Source organism: Rubripirellula amarantea (genome assembly GCF_007859865.1).
GTDB classification, from domain to species: Bacteria; Planctomycetota; Planctomycetia; order Pirellulales; family Pirellulaceae; genus Rubripirellula; species Rubripirellula amarantea.
Map to the genome: position 1 here is coordinate 1,651,529 of NZ_SJPI01000002.1, position 18,984 is coordinate 1,670,512.

Here is an 18,984-nt window from a genome sequence, read left to right on the forward strand (position 1 = left end):
TGATGACATCGTTTTTCCTTTCAGAAGCCCTGCAGCAATCTCAAACACGGCATTTGGAGGATCTTATTGAATGGCTAAAAATTCCTAGCGTCAGCAGCGACACTTCCAAAATTGGGGAGGTCAAGCAGGCCGCGAAGTGGATCGCCGACAAGCTCAAAGATGCTGGTTTGTCCGTCGAAACGATCCCCACTCAGGGGCATGCGTTGGTCTATGCCGAAACTCCCGAAGTCGCTAACGGCCCCACCGTCTTGGTCTATGGCCACTACGATGTCCAGCCTGCGGAACCGCTCGAACTATGGACCAGCGGTGCCTTCGAACCTACTATCCGAGACGGCAATCTTTACGCACGTGGTGCAACCGACGATAAGGGCCAAGTGCTAACTCACGTTCAAAGCGTTTGCGAATGGCTGGCCAGTGGTAAACCGTTGCCGCTTCAGATCAAGTTCTTGATTGAAGGTGAAGAAGAGGTGGGCAGCGCCAATTTAGAACGCATGCTTCCTGAGCTCGCCGACAAACTGGCTTGCGACTGCGTCGTGATCAGCGACAGCAGTCAGTATGCCGATGGACAACCCGCGATTACGTATGGCCTGCGAGGAATTGCGACCTACGAACTGAAGGTTCAGGGTCCCAGTAAAGACTTGCATAGTGGTTCATTCGGTGGGGCCGTGATGAACCCCGCCATCGCACTTTGTCACCTGATGTCGTCAATGGTTGATGACCAAGGACGGATTCAAATCCGCGGTTTCTATGACGATGTGCGAGAGTTGTCCGCTGAAGAACGAGCCGCTTGGAAGCAGCTTTCACCCAACGACGATGAATTCGCTCGATCGGCCGGTGCGAAGGAACTCTTTGGGGAGAAAGGATACACGGCCGACGAGCGTCGTTGGGCTCGGCCAACCTTTGACATCAACGGTCTGACCAGTGGGCATCAAGGGGAGGGCGTGAAGACAGTGCTACCCGCTCATGCCTCGGCGAAGTTTAGCTTCCGATTGGTGCCAGACCAGGATCCCCAAACGATTACGTCAGCTCTCCGATCACATCTCGAAGCGAATTTGCCGAAGGGTGTCACGATGGATCTGAAACCCGACCACGGTGCGCCTGGGATGCTGGCCGACACCGAAAGCGTTTACATGGATGCCGCTAAAGCTGCGATTGAATCTGCGTTCGGAAAACCTCCGGTTCTAATTCGCGAAGGTGGTTCGATACCGATCGTGACAAAGTTCCAGGAAACGCTGAAGTGCGACTGTCTGCTATTGGGTTGGGGCTTGTCCGATGACAACGCTCATAGCCCCGATGAAAAGTTTCGTATCGACGATTACTACCGAGGTATCGCCGCGTCAGCGGTTCTCTGGGAAGCGATGGGAACACTTCAGCCCGTCGACCCGTTCGCCGAAGGTGCTGAACTACCAAGCAAGTTGTGGTAGAGCATTCGACTTTGCTTTGCCGGTGGTTCAGCAAGCGTCAACCGTCCCGTATCATTTGCGACAGCAGGCACTGCCTGCTGTCGCATTCTCAACCTTATCCCCGTACAGATTCTCGCCATGCTTGATCGTAAGTTCATCATTCAAAACCCCAAACTAGTCGCTGACAACTGCGCTGCGCGGGGAACGTCATGCGAAGTCGACGCGATCATCAAGCTCGAACAACAAAGACTCGAAAAGCTGCAGCTTACCGAAGACCTCAATCGCCAAGCCAACGAAACGAGCAAGCTGATCCCCAAGGCTGCGGACAACGATGCACGCCAAACCTTGATCACCAAGGGACGCGAACTTCGTGAAGCCAAAGACGCCGCTCAAACCGCTCATGACGAATTGGATGCGCAGATTTTGGCGTTGCAGTCTGAACTTCCCAACATGACTCACCCTGATGTTCCCGTCGGCGGCGAAGACGACTGCAAGGAATTGTCTTTCGGCAAGACAGCCAAACGTAACTTTGATTTCACACCACTGGATCATGTCGCACTTGGCGAGAAGCACGATTTGTTCGACTTCGAAGCTGGCGCTCGGGTCAGTGGTGCGGGATTCTATTTCCTGAAGAACGAGGCCGTGCGTCTGGACCTTGCGTTGCAGCAATACACGATCAGCTTGCTGGCGGATCGCGGATTCACGCCCGTATCAACGCCCGACCTCGCATTGACTCATATCTTGCAAGGCATTGGATTCAATCCGCGTGGTCCTGAAACTCAAATCTATAGCATCGAAGACACAGAGCTTAACTTAGTTGGCACGGCGGAAATTACGCTCGGCGGCATGATGGCTGGCCAAACGATCGATGCCGAAAAGTTGCCCCTACTCTTGTGTGGGCTAAGCCATTGCTTCCGCACCGAAGCTGGAGCTGCTGGCCGAGCATCCAAGGGACTCTATCGAGTGCATCAGTTCAGCAAGGTGGAAATGTTTGCGTTTACCACCCCCGAGCAAAGCGACGCCACTCACGAAAAACTTCGAGAACTCGAATGCGAGATCTTTGATGCCCTTGAAGTCCCTTACCGAGTGATTGATACCGCATCGGGCGACCTGGGCGGCCCCGCCTATCGCAAGTTTGACCTCGAAGCATGGATGCCCGGACGTGCCGAGATCGCTGAGGGCCAGCCTACCACAGGCGAAGTCGGTGCCTGGGGCGAAGTCACCAGCACTAGCAATTGCACGGATTACCAAGCTCGTCGACTCAACGTTCGGATGAAGAAATCGGGCGAAAAAGGAACGCAGTTTGTTCACACGCTTAACGGAACTGCGGTCGCAACCGGTCGGGCAATGATCGCGATCCTCGAAAACCACCAGCAGGCCGACGGAACCATTCAAGTTCCTAATGTGCTTCAACCTTGGGTCGGCACCGATGTGATCGGCCGTTGATATAGCTCTAGTTCCAACAACAAAAAAACGGCTCGCCAATTAGCTTGGCGAGCCGTTTATTGTTTGATCAGTAACTAAGACGAGCTTAGAAAGAAGGCGAGGCAATTACGCCAGGCGAATCATCGTCATCGGAGGTTGCGATTCCGACAGGAATTCCGACGGCTGCACCAAGCAGACCAAGACGTCCCAAGCCGCTACCGCCTAAACCAGCGCCGCCGCCACCACCGCCGCCGAGCATTCCGCCTGACGATGTGCTTCCGCCACCAACGATTGGTGAGCCGCTCATTCCAGGTCCGCCGACAATGTCGCCCGAGGAAGGAAAGCCAACGTCAGCGAAGTTCACTTGAACAAGTTGAGTGCCGTTGTCTTGCATGAAGCGAACAACCTCAGCACGCATCTTCAATGCGTTTGATCGTAGTTGACCCAAGACGTCAGCATCCTGAGGGCTGGTTTCCAAAGCGACATCGACGTCAGCAACGAAGCTGTCAATTCGATTGAGCATGGTATCGCCAGTGAACTCGGCCTTGGCCAAGTCCGTGCGAAGTTGATCGTAGGTAGCGGTCAGGCTGTTTGGAGCTTGAACGGCGGCAGGTGCAGCGTGAAGTACTGCCGGTTCAGCTGCATTGCTGGAGGCAGAAACTGCGAACGACACAGTCATGGCGAACATGACTACGGCAGGTCGAAGGATCTTCATATTGAGTCTCTTAAGAGAAAAAGGTTGTTCGGTACACATGACTCTGAAAGCGCCGATAAGTTTTTCCAGCTAATTGTCATGTGAGCGCCGAATTTGGTTCGATTAGTAAGCGCCCTTGCGGGTTATGACGGTCATTGGGGTCTTCACCAGAATCCAAGCATCAAGCCACAGCGACCAATTGGCTGCGTAGTGGTGAACGAGGAACACGCGTGTCTCGAATGACGTGTCATTTCGCCCTGATACTTGCCACAGCCCTGTAATCCCCGGCCACATTTGGCTGTACTGATAATAGTGATTCTGGTATTTGACGATCTCACCCGGTGGCACCGGACGTGGGCCTACCAGACTCATTTGACCCATCAGCACGTTCCAAAGCTGGGGCAGTTCGTCGAGGCTGCATGACCGCATGATCCGACCAACGCCAGGAATAATGCGAGGGTCGTTCTTAAGTTTTTGATCCTTATCCCATTCAGCTCGCGCGGCGGGATCCGAATCCAATCGCTTCTGAAGCACTTCGTCCGCGTTGGGAACCATCGAGCGGAACTTCCACATTTTGAAGCGTCGACCGTGCTGTCCCACTCGCGAGCTGCCGTAGATGATTGGTCCGGGTGAATAGAACTTGATCAACAAAGCGATCACAGCCATCGGAATGGCCAACACGATTAGTCCTGGAATCACAATCGCCAAGTCCAACGCTCGCTTGAGCAATCTTGGTGTGAAGCGCAAGAACGGAACATTGAGTCGGCGGTTGAACGCGCCAATGGGATCAGATGTTTCCTGCATCACTGCCGATTGATCGAGCCAAATCAGCGAAGGAAACTGAAAGACCAAACGCGGAGCCAAGTGTTCGGCTTCCTGAGACGCTAGGGCTGCCACCGGTGCGTGGTGGTCGCAAGCAACTCGCTGAGCATCAAATCCTGCACCCAACATATTGGGATCGTCGTCGCTCGCTTCAAGGTACTCTTGGTGGTTGCAAACGTAACCGGCGATCACCAATCCCGACTCGCGTCGCGACTGAATCATTTCACATAGCTTTTGGCACTGACTGCGAGTCCCAATCAGCAACGTGCGAATGCCCCACCAGGACGTTTTCGCAAGCAACACCCGCGCGATGTGTCGCGACACCGGCAACAACATCACGACGAAACCTGCACTCACCACGAAGATTGCAAACTCGATCCGAGGTAATTGGCCAAAGATCATATTCATGGACGACAAGCACAGGCAGGTCATTGCCGCAGATCTTGCAATCCCACGTAGTTCGCTGACCGCGGCCACACCGGCGCCAGGATAGAGCTGATGCAGCGACATCAATCCCCACTGGAAAATTAACCATGCAGGAATCTGAGGATACAGACGGCTGTGGAGTCCGTATCCTTGCGAATAGTTAACCAAGAAGCCCGCAACCAGCAATGAAAGTGTGGTCATTGCCATGTCAATGGCGAGCAATGGCAACCCCGTCCGCAATGACTGCAGTGTGTAGTCCCAATTCAGTCGATGACTTGGCCGCGGCGCGGTGCAATGCTCGACAACCGCTTCAACACTGTGAAATTCCGAGGGTTCGCCCGCCATCGCGTCCATGCCAGGAAACGAATCGTTGGCAGCGGGAATCGCCGCCGGAGCAAACTCGGAATGCCCGTTCGACGGCAAACGTCCGGATATTCCAGGCTGATATGCTGGTGCGATGCTTGGCTCAATACCCGGTCCAATACCTGGATTCGCAACGGGCGTAGCGACTGGCCCAACAACTGGCGCAACAATCGAAGCCGCTCCGTCAGCATGTAGCGGGAGACTACCTGAAGCGATCGGCAAAGTAGGCGGAAGATGTGTTTCCACGGCGCTGGACTGGTTGGCTTGAGTAAAGTTCGCTGCTGATGGAGTCGCCCTCCCCTTGTGCCTCAACAAAAGTTAAGGCTTCAATGCAGGAAAACTGAGTCCATCGGCGAATGAGGGGGCATGCCCATCACCAATCGTCGGACACCACTTGAATCATTCCCCACCAAAATGGTGCGAAACCATCTGAAGGCGTGGTGACCACACCGGGCTTTCGCAAGAGTAGGGTTAACCCGCGCCACCCTGATGCGCCGCACTGCTTGCGTGTTACGGCCAAGCGGCGCGACGCACACAAGGGACATCACCTTCATGAATCTTTCTGGACCCATCGATTTGACAATGCCGCTGCAAGGTTGCATCGACTACGTTGTGTCGTTACTTGGTCACCTCGTTTCCTTATGACTAAACCAATGCGAATATTCGTCACAGGCGGCACAGGTCTTCTGGGCAACAATATCCTAAGACTGCTGACCGAATCGTCACATGAATTGGTGTCGTTCGTCCGAAGTCATCCCCACGACAACGAATCCATCAAAGCGGTCTTTGAAGGTATCGAGACCTCATTCGCCCACGGCGATTTGGGTGACGCGGCTTTCGTGGATCAAGCGATCAGCCAGTGTGACGCGGTGATCCATTCGGCCGGCATGATCCATCTGGGTTGGACCAAGCTCGACGAAGCGATGTCCGTTAATCGCGATGTCACACGCGTAATCGTCGATGCGTGCATCAAGCACAAGGTACCTTTGGTTCACATCGGAACAGTCGACACATTAGCAGTCGGAAGTCGCAAGCAAGTTGCTGATGAAGAAACCCCACTGGATCATGCAGGTGGACAAATCGAATGCACCTATGTGACCAGCAAGCGTGCGGGCGTCCAAGAAGTGCTCAACGGTGTTGAACGAACATTGCAATGCGTGATTGTTCACCCCGGATTCATGCTCGGCCCATGGGATTGGAAGCCCAGCAGCGGACGAATGATCGTCGAAGTGAGTAAAGCGTGGCGTCCAATCGCACCATCGGGTGGCGCGTCAGTGTGCGATAGTCGTGACGTCGCCGCCGGAACGATCAGTGCGATGCAACACTTGATGAATGGCTCCATCCCCAATGGACGGCAATACATCTTGGCCGGCGAGAATTGGACCTACTTCGAACTTTGGCGAAATTTTGCCAAACGCAATTCCCAGCGTGGGCCGATCATGCCCGCTGGGCCCGCTCAACGATGGATCGCCCAGATGTACGGTGATATGGCGTCGAAGTTTTCCGGAACCGAAAACGATATCAACAGTGCTGCGGTCAAGATGAGCAGCCAATTCCATTGGCATTCGAGCAAGCGTGCGCATGACGAGTTGGGTTATCGTATCCGAGATCCCCATGAATCCATCGAAGCGAGCATCCAATGGCTAAGTGAACACGGCTACCTGGCGCGCTAGCCAGTCAATTTGCCATCCTAAAACTTTGCCGACACGCCACAAAGCTTGCTGAAGACAGGCCGCTCAATAGTGCGGCGGCTTTTCATCTTCTAAGCTGGGTGGCGAATCAGGAGTCTTATCCTTCGACTCCTTGAGCTGACGTTCCAGTTCGCTGATCTTTCGGTACATACGATCAGCACGCATCGCTTGCTCCGTCACCACCTCGTTCAACTGATCGAACAAACGCTGCAGATGACCGACGCTGACTTCAAGCTTCGTGATCCGGTCTTCGTCCATGTCGCTCACGATGACTTGATGTCCGCGAATGATCGAAGCGAATAATCAATCCCGACATAATCAAGGACATTGCAGAGCCCACGTAACGCAACACCGAAGCCGTCGGGACCACTAAAGCCACCAAACTGTCCGCCGCCCTTCACATGCGGTTCAAGATCCAAGAACACACCGTCGGCTCCACGCGCCGTCATACGAGCGTGCAATTCAGGAAGGAAGTCTTTCATGTCACGCAGAATTGCTTCATGGCCGCTATCGCCAACATCCGCAGGAACAAAATTGCTCAGGCTGGCCTCGTCAACATGACTGATTCGCCCGGTTGGCGAAGGATCGTGGTAATCCTTGATATGAACCCATCCCAACGATGGCTTCATAGCTAAGTACTGGCCGTACGTTTCGTCAGCGGTGAAGCCTTGAGTGACAATGTTGGCACCGTCGAAAATGGTGAGCATCGCGGGGTGATTTACCTTCGCCGCGATCTGTTCAAGCAGTTGACCAGTCTGGCCGACTAGGTTGGCCTCCACTTCAAGTCCGAACGTCAGGCCTCGCTTATCGCAAGCATCGGCGATCGCACTGAGCTGATCACTCACTTGATCAACATGATCTTCCGGATTCGTACCTTTGGGATGATAGAACGCAAAGCCGCGAATCAGTTTCGATCCAAATGCTTCCGCACGATCACAGGCAATCGATACGTCCTCGGCTAGGTATTTATCGAAGGGAACGTACTTATTGGATGTGCCATCATCGATGTCGAGAAGCTTAACCTTTCCAATCGGCGAACCAATGCTGCTAACGCTAAGTCCGTAATCAGCCTGCATCTTCACTAGGTGCTGAATTTCAGCATCGGACAATCCCATCACATTCTTGATGCCATCGCCAGCATCGATAAAGCGAATGGAGTAGTACCTAAGTCCGACAGCCGCGAAGGCAGAATACTGTTGGACGGCTAGTTTTTCGTTGGCAGCTTCGTCGGCAAAGCCGCTGATAAGAATCGGGAAAGTCATGAAAGGCAATCGAAGGTGGGAAAAGGGCGGGAAGTATAGCAATCGATGGAAATTCTTAGGCCCAGCAGAACATCAGTTCTTTTCTGATCTAGAGGGCTGGGGTTACCAATCCTAACAATCGGGCAGCAAATTTCTATCTGAGCGGCGAACCGTCAAAAACGAAACGATCTTGCGTGAAAGCGATCTCAAGTATCGGGATACCGAATCACAATGTTGCTGTGCAAGCCACCGCGAGGGGTCCAACGGCTTTCTACGGATGCACTGCGAGGATTCACCACGGCCAAAAAGTCGTCCATGATCCGGTTCGTCACGGCTTCGTAGAAGATTCCTTCATTGCGAAACCGCTGCAGGTACATTTTCAAACTCTTCAATTCGACACATACTTCGTCTGGCACATATGTGAACACGATGGTCCCGTAGTCGGGCTGTCCCGTTTTGGGGCATACCGAAGTAAACTCGGGGCAATGGTGCTCGATCGTAAAATTCCGACCCGGGTTGGGATTGGGGAATGTTTCCAATACGGATCGAAAATCGTCTTGGTCACTCAATGGATATCACCTTCGCTCGAAATCAGTTTGCGTTTGATGGACAACTCACAAGAATCTCAATTCTCGCAGGCCAGCGCTGGACCGACCAGGGGGACTGATCTAGAAGATCGCGAAAGCCCGTCGGGGATAGCGCAATTGAAGGTTTCTGAGCGCTTCGTTAGTCGGCAAGGTGAAGGCCGGCTTACGGGAGTCGAGAGCTTTTTCATTCGTACGAGCGGCTGTAATTTGCGTTGCCACTTCTGCGACACACCCTACGCTTCCTGGAATCCGCAGGGCGACCTGACCAAGGTAGACGACTTGGTTCTCGCGGCGCTGAAGACGGGCTTGACGCACGTGGTGTTAACAGGCGGTGAACCCATGCTGCCGAAAGAGATCGTTGGATTAACCCAAAAACTCCGAGAAGTGGGTTTGCATATCACGATCGAGACCGCGGGAACGATCGATCGCGACGTGGAATGCGACCTGATGTCGATCAGCCCCAAGTTGGCTTCAAGTACCCCCAGCGCCGACAAACACCCTCGGTGGAATGCTTTGCATTCCCAGCGACGGATGCCGATCGATGCCATGCGTCGTCTCATCGATCGTTCAGACGAATTCCAACTTAAGTTTGTCGTCACCTCGGCGGACGACTTCAACGAGATCGAGGAAGTTGTTTCAGCCCTGCAAACGCAACCCAACGATGTTTGGATCATGCCCGAAGGCGTGACCAACGAGGCAATGGACAAGGCGACCGCCTGGCTGAATCCGTTGTGTGAAGCTCGCGGCTATCAGTACTGCGACCGAATGCAAATTCGTTGGTATGGCAACCGCAGAGGAACTTAACTCTACTTTGCTTGGTTGCCGCTAGGTCATGGTTGCTAGGTCTTGGTGGCTGGGTCTTGGTGGCTGGCGGTCGCGGTTTTTCGGTGGCAGTTTGCCAATGGGGAATCAACCGCGCGTCGTCGCGTCGCACCAGCAGGCAACGACTCAATCTTTGACGCTGAAGGTCGCTTCAGTGCGTTCGGTCGGCTCGAGCTTCTCACCAACTCGCGGATGACCGCCTTCGACGTCGACGCGAATCTTCAAATGACGTCGCCAATTCTCATCGTCTGGTTTGGGAAAGTCAGACCGGAAGTGAACTCCGCGTGATTCCGTTCGCACCAGTGCTGCTTCGACAATGCACGATGCCGTCAACAATAGATTCTGCAGCTCCCAACCTTCGACATCGGTAAATTGATGCTGCATGACATAGGCGGCGAACGATCGAATGGAATCCGAAGCCTCTCGCAGGCCTTCCGCGTTTCTTTCGACGCTAGCCAACCGGCCCATCAAGCTCTTCAGCGACACACGAACGTCGGCGACGTCGAACGCTTCGCCACTTTTGTGAACGGGTTGGGATATCGGCAACGCGGTGAGTAAGTGCGGTTTCTCAGCCGCCGATCGAGACGCTGCTTCACCAGCATGAGCCCCGTAAACTAATCCCTCGAGCAAACTATTGCTGGCGAGCCGATTGGCTCCGTGCAGTCCGCTGCTGGTAACTTCGCCCGCCGCCCATAGGCCCGGCATGCTGGTGCGTCCTTGTCGATCAACAGCAACGCCACCAATGATGTAGTGCGCACCGGGGCGCACGGGAATACGATCACTTGTGATGTCGAGCCCAAACTTGCCACACGCTTCTGCGATACCGGGAAAACGTCCTCGTACCATATCCGCATCTAAGTGCGATAAATCAAGATAGACGTTGGAGTGTTTGGTCTTGTCCATTTGTCGAATGATTGCCTGACTGACCACATCGCGAGGCGCCAGTTCGGCGCGATCGTCATACTCAGGCATGAACCGGTGGCCTGCCGCGTCTACCAAATGAGCACCTTCACCGCGAACGGCTTCGGTGATCAACGATCGAGACGAACCAGCGATGTACAGCACCGTCGGATGAAATTGAACGAACTCCATGTCACGCAGTTCCACACCAGCACGGTAGGCCAGCGACGTTCCGTCGCCCGTAGCGACGGATGGATTGGTGGACTCGCGATAAACCTGTCCTGCACCACCGGTGCAAAGCACTGTTTCTTTGGCCCAGACCATTACTGGTTGCCCATGATGGTCAACGATAATTGCGCCGTGGCAACGGCCTTCGTACGTCAACAAATCGACGGTAAAGGAGTTTTCCCAGATTTCGATATTCTTGGCTTTGCGAGTTTTCTCGATCACTGCTCGCATGATCTCGGCGCCGGTGGCGTCACCTCGAGCATGAACGATTCGCTCACGCGAGTGACCGCCTTCGCGACCAAGCAAAAACTCACCGTCTGATGAATCGAACTGAGTGCCCCAACGGACAAGTTCCTCGATTCGACGCGGCCCCTCTCGGATAACCATGTCGACGACATCGTGGTCACACAGGTTGCCGCCCGCGGCAAGGGTGTCTGAAACATGCGATTCAAAGCAGTCATCAGGATCAAGCACGCCAGCAATCCCGCCCTGGGCGTAGTTGCTGTTGGATTCGCGGAGTACATCTTTCGTGACGACCAACACGTTTTGGTTAATTCCCGCCGCATTGGCTGCACGCAGTCCAGCCAAACCACCACCGATAACCAGCATATCGGTATAGCGGTGGTACGCTCTTTGCGAGTCAAACGGCAACAGATAGCGCGGCGTGAACATCAATCGACCTTCGAAAACTTGACCGTTTTGGGGGAAGCGATCACCGAAGCGCCGGCAGGGGCTTGATTCGTCATGATGTCGCAGCGTTCTGTTATAGCTTAAAGACCGAGATTTTTTGAGCCGCGGATGAAAAATCGTCGCGTCTCGCTCGTCCGCCATAGGGCTCTTAGGTGCTAGTCAAGCTATCCGAACCGCAATTAAATTCATTCCCAACCGGGACTCCTATGCCACTTTTGCGCCCGTGGACTATCATTCAGAGCATTCAGCAACGCGTCCGACCGTCAGTTCCTCTGTCACTCCATCCGAAAGCATCCAACGAATGAGCGAGTTGAAAGGCAGCATTCGCTCGGCCAGTGCCGACACGGATTCGCAGTTGCCTGGCGATGGCGAGCACGACGAGAAATTCTCGACTCGCCAACAACAAGCCCACGAACGTCGAATCAAACGCCAACAAAAGCGAAAACGGCGGCGAGAGGCGACGCTTTCGGTCCTGCCCACCCTGCTCACGCTTGGCAACGGGGTCTGCGGACTGGCCGCCATCGCGGTCGCAATGAGCGTTAATTTGCAGTGGGACTTGGAGACCAAGTTGATGGTCGCCGGCGTGTTGATCTTCGGTGGCATGTTATTTGACGCACTCGACGGATCGGCGGCACGAATGACGGGCCAAGAGAGTGAATTTGGCGCTCAGTTAGACAGTCTCTGCGACGCGATCACTTTCGGGACGGCTCCGGCTGTGTTGGTTTGGCGATATAATTCGATGGAATTGCTGCCGCTAAAATTGACCTGGGGGATCGGTGTGCTTTTCGCGTTATGCGTGCTGATTCGACTTGCTCGATTTAATGTCGAAACGGGCGAAGACGACACTCACGAGGGCTTCGAAGGACTACCCAGTCCTGCTGCAGCAGGCACGATTGCTGCGTTCGCGATCGCGGTTCATGAACTTGCTTCGTACATTCCCAGCACCGAGGCAACCGACGACACAGTGGCCACACAACCGGCGGACACAGTCATCTGGCTTGCGGAAATGGCCCTGCACGCATTCCATTACGTTATCCCTTGTTTGGCACTAGTACTTGCGTTCTTGATGGTGTCACGATTCCAATATCCTCATATCTTTCAACAACTTATTCGTGGGCGTCGTTCACCACACCAAATTGGGCAAGCTCTTTTCATCTTGATCGGAGCGTTCCTGATTCACGGGTTGGTCCTACCGTTAGCGTTCTGCTACTACGCCTTTCGATCACCCATGGAAGGACTGATTAAACGAGTTCGCGAGCGATCGCGTCCCGCCCCCGAGGGTTCCTAAAGGTCGCCTCCATTTGCGTTACTTACTGTCCAGGTCGGTTACTGCTGATGTTGCTTACCGTTAATGACTTTTGACGTCGGTGGCGGTCCTTTGCATGAAACCACACCTGTTCGCCTTATGAAATTGGTCGCGTTTGAAGCCTGCAGCGACCACCGACCAGTGCGGTTAGCGAATCCTTAACGGCCGATTTGTATCGGGCGTGTAATAAAACAAACCTTTCGAGCAACTCCTAAAGGCTGGCAGCGATCTAACGTGTTTACTGACAACAGGTTAACAGTTATGGTTCGATCGGCTCGCGTGGTTGACTTGTCCGCCGTATTCGTGATCCTTTAAACACAGTTTCATTTGTTGTCTCTAGGTGCAATGTCCATGAGTGGTGCTTCGCTTGCCGAAAAGGATACCGATTCAAGCGGTGTCAAAAACTCGACCAAGAAAATTCCTGAACCTCACAGCAGTCCCTTCTATAACCGCCTTGTACCGACCTACCAAGCATTTTGGCCGGCGGTCGCTCGGCGCCGCATCATTGCAACGATCGAATCGTTAAGCATTCCTCCGGATTCGAAGGTTCTTGAAGTCGGTGTGGGAACTGGCATGTCGCTCGACAGCTACCCGCACAACATTTCGTTGACCGGCGTTGATTTGTCCGAGGCCATGCTGGCCGAAGCGCAAAACCTAATTAACGAAAAGGGCTACCAACATATCAACGTGTTGCCCATGAATGCAGAGAACTTAGAGTTCCCTGATTCATCGTTCGACATGGTCATGTCCTTTCATACCATCAGCGTTGTCTCGGACCCCCGAAAGATGATGAGCGAAATCGTTCGCGTTTGTAAGCCAGGCGGACGAATCCTGTTGATCAACCATTTCCGAAGCGAAAACCCGTTGATCGCCCGCGTCGTCGATTCAGCCGGCAACATCACCAAGCGATTGGGATGGCGAACGGACTTGAACATCGATGAAGTGATCAGCGACCTGCCACTCCGTTTGGACGATTGCTACAAGACCAGCAAGTTGTCGCTCTTCACGGTGATGAAAGCCACCTGCAAACCAGAATTGGCTACCGCCTAGTCGACGCTTAGCGACCTGAGCGACGACGCTGCATCCTCTTTCTTCACGTATTTATCTAAGGACTCTCCGAATGTTCAAAGGACTTGGCAACCTCGGCAATATCGCGTCGATGATGGGCTCGCTACAAAGCCTGCCTCAGAAACTCGAAGAGCTCAACGAACGAATGAAATCTGAAACGGTGACCGCGAGCAGTGGTTGCGGTCGCGTGACGGTTTCCATGAACGGCGTCGGCCATGTCCAATCGCTAAAGGTCGATCCCGAATTGCAGGGTGCCGAGATGGAAGAAGCCATCGTCGACGCGACGAATGCGGCCGGCGCCGCAGCCAAGCAATTGTTTGCGTCAGCCATGTCGCATATGACCCAGGAAATGGACCTGAACCTTCCCGGCATGGATAATATCTTGTCCTCGCTGACCGGTGGCGGCTGAAATCGTTGATGACCGACTTGCCAATTCAGTTTGCGTTGACTCTCTTTGTCCGCATTCCCCAACCTCTGAATCTTTGGCAAAACGAACGTGAGTGATCAAACAGGAGCGGTTGCTGAGCTTGTCGAACAACTCGGTCGCCTGCCAGGAATTGGGCGAAAAAGCGCCGAAAGACTCGCTTTTCATCTCTTGCGAGTCAGTGAATCGGAAGCGCTCGCTTTAGCTGAAGCGATTCGCCGAGTGCGTCAGGACGTTCGCTACTGCGAAACCTGTTTTAACCTGTCCGAGGCGGACACCTGCGCCCTATGCTCGGACACTTCTCGTGACACCACCAAGCTATGCGTCGTCGAGCAGCCTCGCGACTTGATGAGCTTGGAACAATCGGGGGTCTTCAAAGGCCTGTATCATGTGCTGCTGGGTCGCGTTGCTCCCCTAGAAGGCATCGGCCCTGATCAGTTGACCATCGAAGCGTTGGTGGATCGCGTCCGAACGGGCAATTTCACCGAAATCATCATGGCCACCAACCCCACGGTTGAGGGTGATGGCACCTCGTTATACATCAGCAATCTGCTGAGCGAGTTTCCCGTCGAGATTACTCGGCTTGCTCGCGGCATCACCGCAGGAAGTGTTCTGGAATATGCAAATCGTGAGATGATTGCCGATGCCCTAACCGGCCGACAAAAACTATAATGACGGGAACAAGATTCGCACCAGTGACTCACGTGCACAGTGACTGGCAAGGTGAATCGAAGCAAGTGTTGCGGCGTCTTGTTATTCCTAATCCCTTTTCGACGCTCCTTCAAAACCGTTTGTGAGATCACTCATGCGAATGTCAATGGGCATGCAAGCCCGACAGTTGCAAACGCAAAAGCTCGCTCCAAGGATGATTCAGTCCATGGAGATCCTTCAATTGCCAACGATGGCATTGCAGGAACGCGTTGAGCAAGAGATGAATGAAAATCCGTTGCTCGAACAACAGGAAAACGATCCGCTCGCCCCCGACGAACTCGACGAGGAACGCGACAAGGATACTCGCAGCGAAAACGAGAAAGAGCTGGTTGTCGATAACGATCACGACAACCAGGAAGACTTCGAACGCTTGCAGAACATGGTCTCGGAAATGCCGAGCACCTTCGACGATTCCTTTCGCCGATCGGCCGGAGCGATTGCCGATGATGGCGACCGTCGCCACGACTTGATGGCCAATGCGGTTTCTCGACCTGAATCGTTGAACGACTTTCTGCTTCACCAACTCGCGGAAATGGATATCGACGACGACATTGAGCAGATGGCCGAACGTATTGTTTCCACTCTCGATGCCCGGGACGGTGGCTACCTGCGGACACCCTTGGCTGATCTTTTGATGTCCGGACACACTGAAGCTGACATCGAAAAGGCCGAACGTGCCCTCAAAATCGTTCAGTCGCTTGAACCAACGGGGATTGCTGCTCGCAGCCTTAGCGAATGTTTGCTGATGCAAATCAATCCTTCGTTTTCTCACTATGAAGAAATGAAAACCTTGGTTCGTGACCACATCGTCGACTTGGCTGAAAATCGATTGCCCCAGATCGCCAAGGCGACGAACTATTCCATTGACCTGATTCAAACCGTCCGCGATGAATTACACGGTCTCAATCCGAAGCCAGGCGCCGCATTCATGGAGACCTATGTCCCGAATGTGACCCCGGACATCATCTTGGAACAAGACGAATCCGGCGAATACAAAGTGCGACTCGATGACGATCGCATTCCTTCGCTCTTTATCAGCGAATATTACCGCCGTCGCTTGCAAGACCCGAATGCGACGAGCGAAGAGCGTGAGTTCATCAAGAATAAGATCAACAGTGCTCAATGGTTGATCGATTCGATCGAGCAACGTCGCAGCACGTTGACGAAAGTATCGCAGGCAATCGTCGAACACCAAAAACGTTTTCTCGACGAAGGCCCTGAAGCCATCGAACCACTTAAGATGCAGCAAATCGCTGACAAAGTGGGCGTCCACGTAACCACCGTCAGCCGTGCCGTCGATGACAAATGGATCCAAACGCCTCGCGGAATCCTTCCCTTGAAGCGATTCTTCGTCGGCGGTACTCAAACCGAAGACGGGGAAGACGTTGCTTGGGACACCATTCGAATCAAGTTGCAAGAACTGATCGACAAGGAAGACAAGAGCGATCCTCATAGCGACGAAAAATTAGTGGACGAACTAAAGGCCGCGGGAATGACCGTCGCTCGCCGAACCGTGACCAAGTACCGCAAGAAGATGGGGATTCCTAGCAGTCGCCAACGTCGAGATTGGTCTTTGGCCAAAAAGTCTTAAGACTAGGACATTGGCTGCTGCCCGACGTCTCTTGTGCGGTTAGCGTTGTGTTGGTTACCGTTACGCTCCCTCGAGCGAACGCACGTACCAACACAACGAAAGAACCAACATGCTCCACGCTGTCATCATGGCCGGCGGTAGCGGCACTCGATTTTGGCCCGCTTCTCGCAAACTAAAGCCCAAACAACTGCTGGCACTCTCGGGTCAGCGAACCATGATTCAATCGACGGTGGATCGCTTGGGCGATCTTGTGCCCAAAGAGCAACAGTGGATTATCACCAATCAACTGTTGGCCGACGCAGTCCGTGAACAATTACCAGAACTGCCGTCCGAGAACGTTGTGGGTGAACCGTGCAAGCGCGACACCGCCCCCTGCGTCGGCTTGGCTGCCGCCATGATCCAACGTATCGACGCTGATGGGATCATGGTTGTGATGCCTTCGGATCACGTGATTGCCTCGCACGAAAAGTTCCAAGCGGCAATCAAAGCCGGTGAAAAACTGATCGAGGAAGACCCAACTCGGATCGTAACTTTTGGGATCAAGCCATCCTATCCAGCCGAATCGTTCGGCTATATCGAGCGAAATGATGCTGCGACTCTGGATGCTGGGGACGTCAGCGCTTTTCGCGTGAAGCAGTTTCGTGAAAAGCCCGACGCCACCACTGCCCAAGAGTATCTTGATCGAGGCACGTTCTATTGGAACAGCGGCATCTTTTTGTGGCGAGCTTCGACGATCACCGACGCGCTCAAGAAGAACGTTCCCGAAATGAGCGACCACCTTTCCAAGATCGCCGACGCAATGGGCAGCACTGACTTCGATTCAGTCCTGCAAAAAGAGTTTAGTGCCATCAAAGGCACATCAATCGACTATGCCGTGATGGAATCCTACGACAACGTTGTCGTGATCGAAGCTCCGTTCCCTTGGGACGACGTCGGAAGCTGGCAAGCACTTTCGCGCTTGCAAGATCCGGATGAAAACAACAATACCGTTGTCGGTCAACACATCGGAATTGACACAAAAGGCAGCATCATCGTCGGCCAGCCTGACCACGTGATCGTCACCATTGATGTCGATGATTTGATTGTGGTGCAGACAAAAGATGCAACCTTAGTCGCCCCCAAAGCAGCCGAAGAACGTGTCCGCGAAGCCGTAAAGGCTCTCGAAGAACGCGGTATGACCGACAAACTTTAGCGATCAAGATCGTTCGCGTGAAATTGTCCAACGGGCATATTCTTCGACGGTAATCTTTCCATCTCGATTGGCGTCGGCGTCGGCCGGACTCATCAACATCGTTTTCCACTCCGATGGCGTCAGCATGCCATCGTTGTTCTTATCACGACGTTTGATGATACGTTCGGCGACGCTGATATATTTCGGATCAATCGGACCGCCCGATAACGCAGGCGACGAAGCCACAGACGACTCGGTCGCCATCGATGACGATGCCGAAAAACTTTGGCTGCCACCGATGTTGGAAGACGCCATCAATTGCGAAACGGTGCCTTCCTCGACGGCTCGCATCGCTTCATCGGCCGTGATCACGCCATCGCTATTAAAATCGGAATCGAGAAACTGATTCACTGACTCATCAGTCCACTCGTCGGTGAACTCCGCCATCGAGATTTGGCCATCGCCGTTGGAATCCTTCTCGGCAAAGAATCCTGGTAATCCCTCGGGCCGACTACGCTCACTCATCGCACGGTACGACTTGCGGCCATTGTAGATGTCTGGAATCTCCGTCTCGGTTCTTCGCCCGGTATCTTTGCTTTCTCGGTCGCGACTATTTTCACGCCGAGCTTCCTCGGCCCCTTCGCGTCGGCGAGCGTAACGTACCGCGAGTTCATCCATGGTCAATCGTCCGTCACGATTGCGATCGAAGTCCAGCGGATTGCCAGCGAACTGACTGGTCAATTCGTCCTTCGACAAAACGCCATCTTTGTTCTTATCGAAATAGGCAATCCGCTTCTTCGCTTCAACTCGATCGGCTTCCGAGACTTCCGATGTCAGGAGTTCAGCGGTTGCGCCAAAGCCCATCAGCGACCCCAAAGATTCGGTAGACCCAAAACCAGGAACCAGCAGCTCAGCGATCAAAGCCTCATCGCCGGCCGAATCGTCGCCACGACGGCCCCGATCGCGTCCACGGTCATCACCGCGTCCTCGGTCACGACCTCCATCACTGTCGCTATCGCCACCACCTTCTCGTCCCCGCCGCATCGAATCAAAGCCTTCTTTGATCTTACTGATCGGAATTGGCTTTCCCACTTCGATGCTTGAATCGCTCGATTGCATCCGTCGGATCAAAAACTGAGCCGGCCCTTCCTGCTCGTCGGGATCAAGCACACCGTTCCCGTTACGGTCGAGGCGATCCAAAAACGAACTGGGATCAAACCCACCTCGGTCTCCGCCGCCAAACCCACCGCGGCCACCACGTTCGCCGCCACCGCCGCCCCAAGGGGGCTGGGCCGAAACAGGTCCACTGGCGAAGCACATCAACAAGACGGTGCTAAGAACGAATGTCAGAGTGTATTTAGTCGAGATCATAAGTAGTAGAACCCCGGATCGGGCGACAGGTTTCGCCAACGCCCCGCAAG

17 protein-coding genes are annotated in these 18,984 nt (G+C 53.9%); 10 read left to right on the forward strand and 7 right to left on the reverse strand.

The annotated features are described in order from the left end of the window. Positions 1 to 2 precede the first annotated feature (2 nt). Both Pla22_RS19600 and serS read left to right on the forward strand, forming a co-directional pair. Positions 3 to 1,424 (forward strand): dipeptidase, encoded by a 1,422-nt coding sequence (locus tag Pla22_RS19600; RefSeq protein WP_146516418.1) that lies wholly within the window; start codon positions 3 to 5, stop codon positions 1,422 to 1,424. A gap of 117 nt (positions 1,425 to 1,541) precedes the next feature. Continuing rightward, positions 1,542 to 2,849 (forward strand): serine--tRNA ligase, encoded by a 1,308-nt coding sequence (gene serS, locus Pla22_RS19605; RefSeq protein WP_146516419.1) that lies wholly within the window; start codon positions 1,542 to 1,544, stop codon positions 2,847 to 2,849. Positions 2,850 to 2,934: 85 nt separating this feature from the next. Here serS and Pla22_RS19610 read toward each other — a convergent pair whose 3' ends face one another. Next, positions 2,935 to 3,543 carry a hypothetical protein gene (locus tag Pla22_RS19610; protein ID WP_146516420.1) on the reverse strand — a complete coding sequence of 203 codons (609 nt, stop codon included), beginning with the start codon at positions 3,541 to 3,543 and terminating at the stop codon, positions 2,935 to 2,937. Between the two features lie 102 nt (positions 3,544 to 3,645). Beyond that, positions 3,646 to 5,379, reverse strand: coding sequence for an exopolysaccharide biosynthesis polyprenyl glycosylphosphotransferase (locus Pla22_RS19615; protein WP_146516421.1), 1,734 nt, complete (start codon positions 5,377 to 5,379; stop codon positions 3,646 to 3,648). Between the two features lie 407 nt (positions 5,380 to 5,786). Here Pla22_RS19615 and Pla22_RS19620 point away from each other — a divergent pair, with 407 nt between their 5' ends. Continuing rightward, the gene (locus Pla22_RS19620; RefSeq protein WP_146516422.1) at positions 5,787 to 6,806 is read left to right on the forward strand and encodes an NAD-dependent epimerase/dehydratase family protein; all 1,020 of its coding nucleotides are present in this window, start codon (positions 5,787 to 5,789) and stop codon (positions 6,804 to 6,806) included. A gap of 63 nt (positions 6,807 to 6,869) precedes the next feature. Here Pla22_RS19620 and Pla22_RS19625 read toward each other — a convergent pair whose 3' ends face one another. The 3 genes from Pla22_RS19625 to queF form a co-directional block, all read right to left on the reverse strand. After that, the gene (locus Pla22_RS19625) at positions 6,870 to 7,082 is read right to left on the reverse strand and encodes a SlyX family protein (RefSeq protein ID WP_146516632.1); all 213 of its coding nucleotides are present in this window, start codon (positions 7,080 to 7,082) and stop codon (positions 6,870 to 6,872) included. Positions 7,083 to 7,087: 5 nt separating this feature from the next. After that, positions 7,088 to 8,086 (reverse strand): TIM barrel protein, encoded by a 999-nt coding sequence (locus tag Pla22_RS19630; RefSeq protein ID WP_146516423.1) that lies wholly within the window; start codon positions 8,084 to 8,086, stop codon positions 7,088 to 7,090. Between the two features lie 185 nt (positions 8,087 to 8,271). Beyond that, on the reverse strand, positions 8,272 to 8,634 hold the full coding sequence (gene queF, locus Pla22_RS19635; RefSeq protein ID WP_146516424.1) for a preQ(1) synthase: 363 nt from the start codon (positions 8,632 to 8,634) through the stop codon (positions 8,272 to 8,274). A gap of 36 nt (positions 8,635 to 8,670) precedes the next feature. Between queF and Pla22_RS19640 the strand changes: the two genes are divergently transcribed. Next, complete coding sequence (locus Pla22_RS19640) at positions 8,671 to 9,456, forward strand: 7-carboxy-7-deazaguanine synthase QueE (RefSeq protein ID WP_146516425.1); 786 nt, start codon at positions 8,671 to 8,673, stop codon at positions 9,454 to 9,456. Positions 9,457 to 9,600: 144 nt separating this feature from the next. Here the strand turns inward: Pla22_RS19640 and nadB are convergent, their stop codons facing one another. After that, positions 9,601 to 11,274: an L-aspartate oxidase gene (gene nadB / locus Pla22_RS19645; protein WP_146516426.1), complete on the reverse strand. Its 1,674-nt coding sequence runs from the start codon at positions 11,272 to 11,274 to the stop codon at positions 9,601 to 9,603. A gap of 319 nt (positions 11,275 to 11,593) precedes the next feature. On the opposite strand from nadB, the gene Pla22_RS19650 reads away from it, so the two are divergent. From Pla22_RS19650 to Pla22_RS19675, 6 genes are all read left to right on the forward strand, one after another. Continuing rightward, positions 11,594 to 12,580: a CDP-alcohol phosphatidyltransferase family protein gene (locus Pla22_RS19650; protein ID WP_146516427.1), complete on the forward strand. Its 987-nt coding sequence runs from the start codon at positions 11,594 to 11,596 to the stop codon at positions 12,578 to 12,580. Positions 12,581 to 12,949: 369 nt separating this feature from the next. Continuing rightward, positions 12,950 to 13,648: a class I SAM-dependent methyltransferase gene (locus Pla22_RS19655; protein WP_242632172.1), complete on the forward strand. Its 699-nt coding sequence runs from the start codon at positions 12,950 to 12,952 to the stop codon at positions 13,646 to 13,648. A 70-nt stretch (positions 13,649 to 13,718) separates the two neighbouring features. Further along, positions 13,719 to 14,075 (forward strand): YbaB/EbfC family nucleoid-associated protein, encoded by a 357-nt coding sequence (locus tag Pla22_RS19660; protein ID WP_146516429.1) that lies wholly within the window; start codon positions 13,719 to 13,721, stop codon positions 14,073 to 14,075. A gap of 87 nt (positions 14,076 to 14,162) precedes the next feature. After that, positions 14,163 to 14,762 (forward strand): recombination mediator RecR, encoded by a 600-nt coding sequence (recR, locus tag Pla22_RS19665; RefSeq protein WP_146516430.1) that lies wholly within the window; start codon positions 14,163 to 14,165, stop codon positions 14,760 to 14,762. A gap of 151 nt (positions 14,763 to 14,913) precedes the next feature. Then, positions 14,914 to 16,392: an RNA polymerase factor sigma-54 gene (gene rpoN, locus Pla22_RS19670; RefSeq protein WP_456239040.1), complete on the forward strand. Its 1,479-nt coding sequence runs from the start codon at positions 14,914 to 14,916 to the stop codon at positions 16,390 to 16,392. Between the two features lie 109 nt (positions 16,393 to 16,501). Continuing rightward, positions 16,502 to 17,584 carry a mannose-1-phosphate guanylyltransferase gene (locus tag Pla22_RS19675; RefSeq protein ID WP_146516432.1) on the forward strand — a complete coding sequence of 361 codons (1,083 nt, stop codon included), beginning with the start codon at positions 16,502 to 16,504 and terminating at the stop codon, positions 17,582 to 17,584. A gap of 3 nt (positions 17,585 to 17,587) precedes the next feature. On the opposite strand, the gene Pla22_RS19680 is transcribed toward Pla22_RS19675, so the two are convergent. Next, positions 17,588 to 18,934, reverse strand: a complete 1,347-nt coding sequence (locus Pla22_RS19680; RefSeq protein WP_146516433.1) for an EF-hand domain-containing protein — start codon at positions 18,932 to 18,934, stop codon at positions 17,588 to 17,590. Between the last annotated feature and the right edge of the window lie 50 nt (positions 18,935 to 18,984).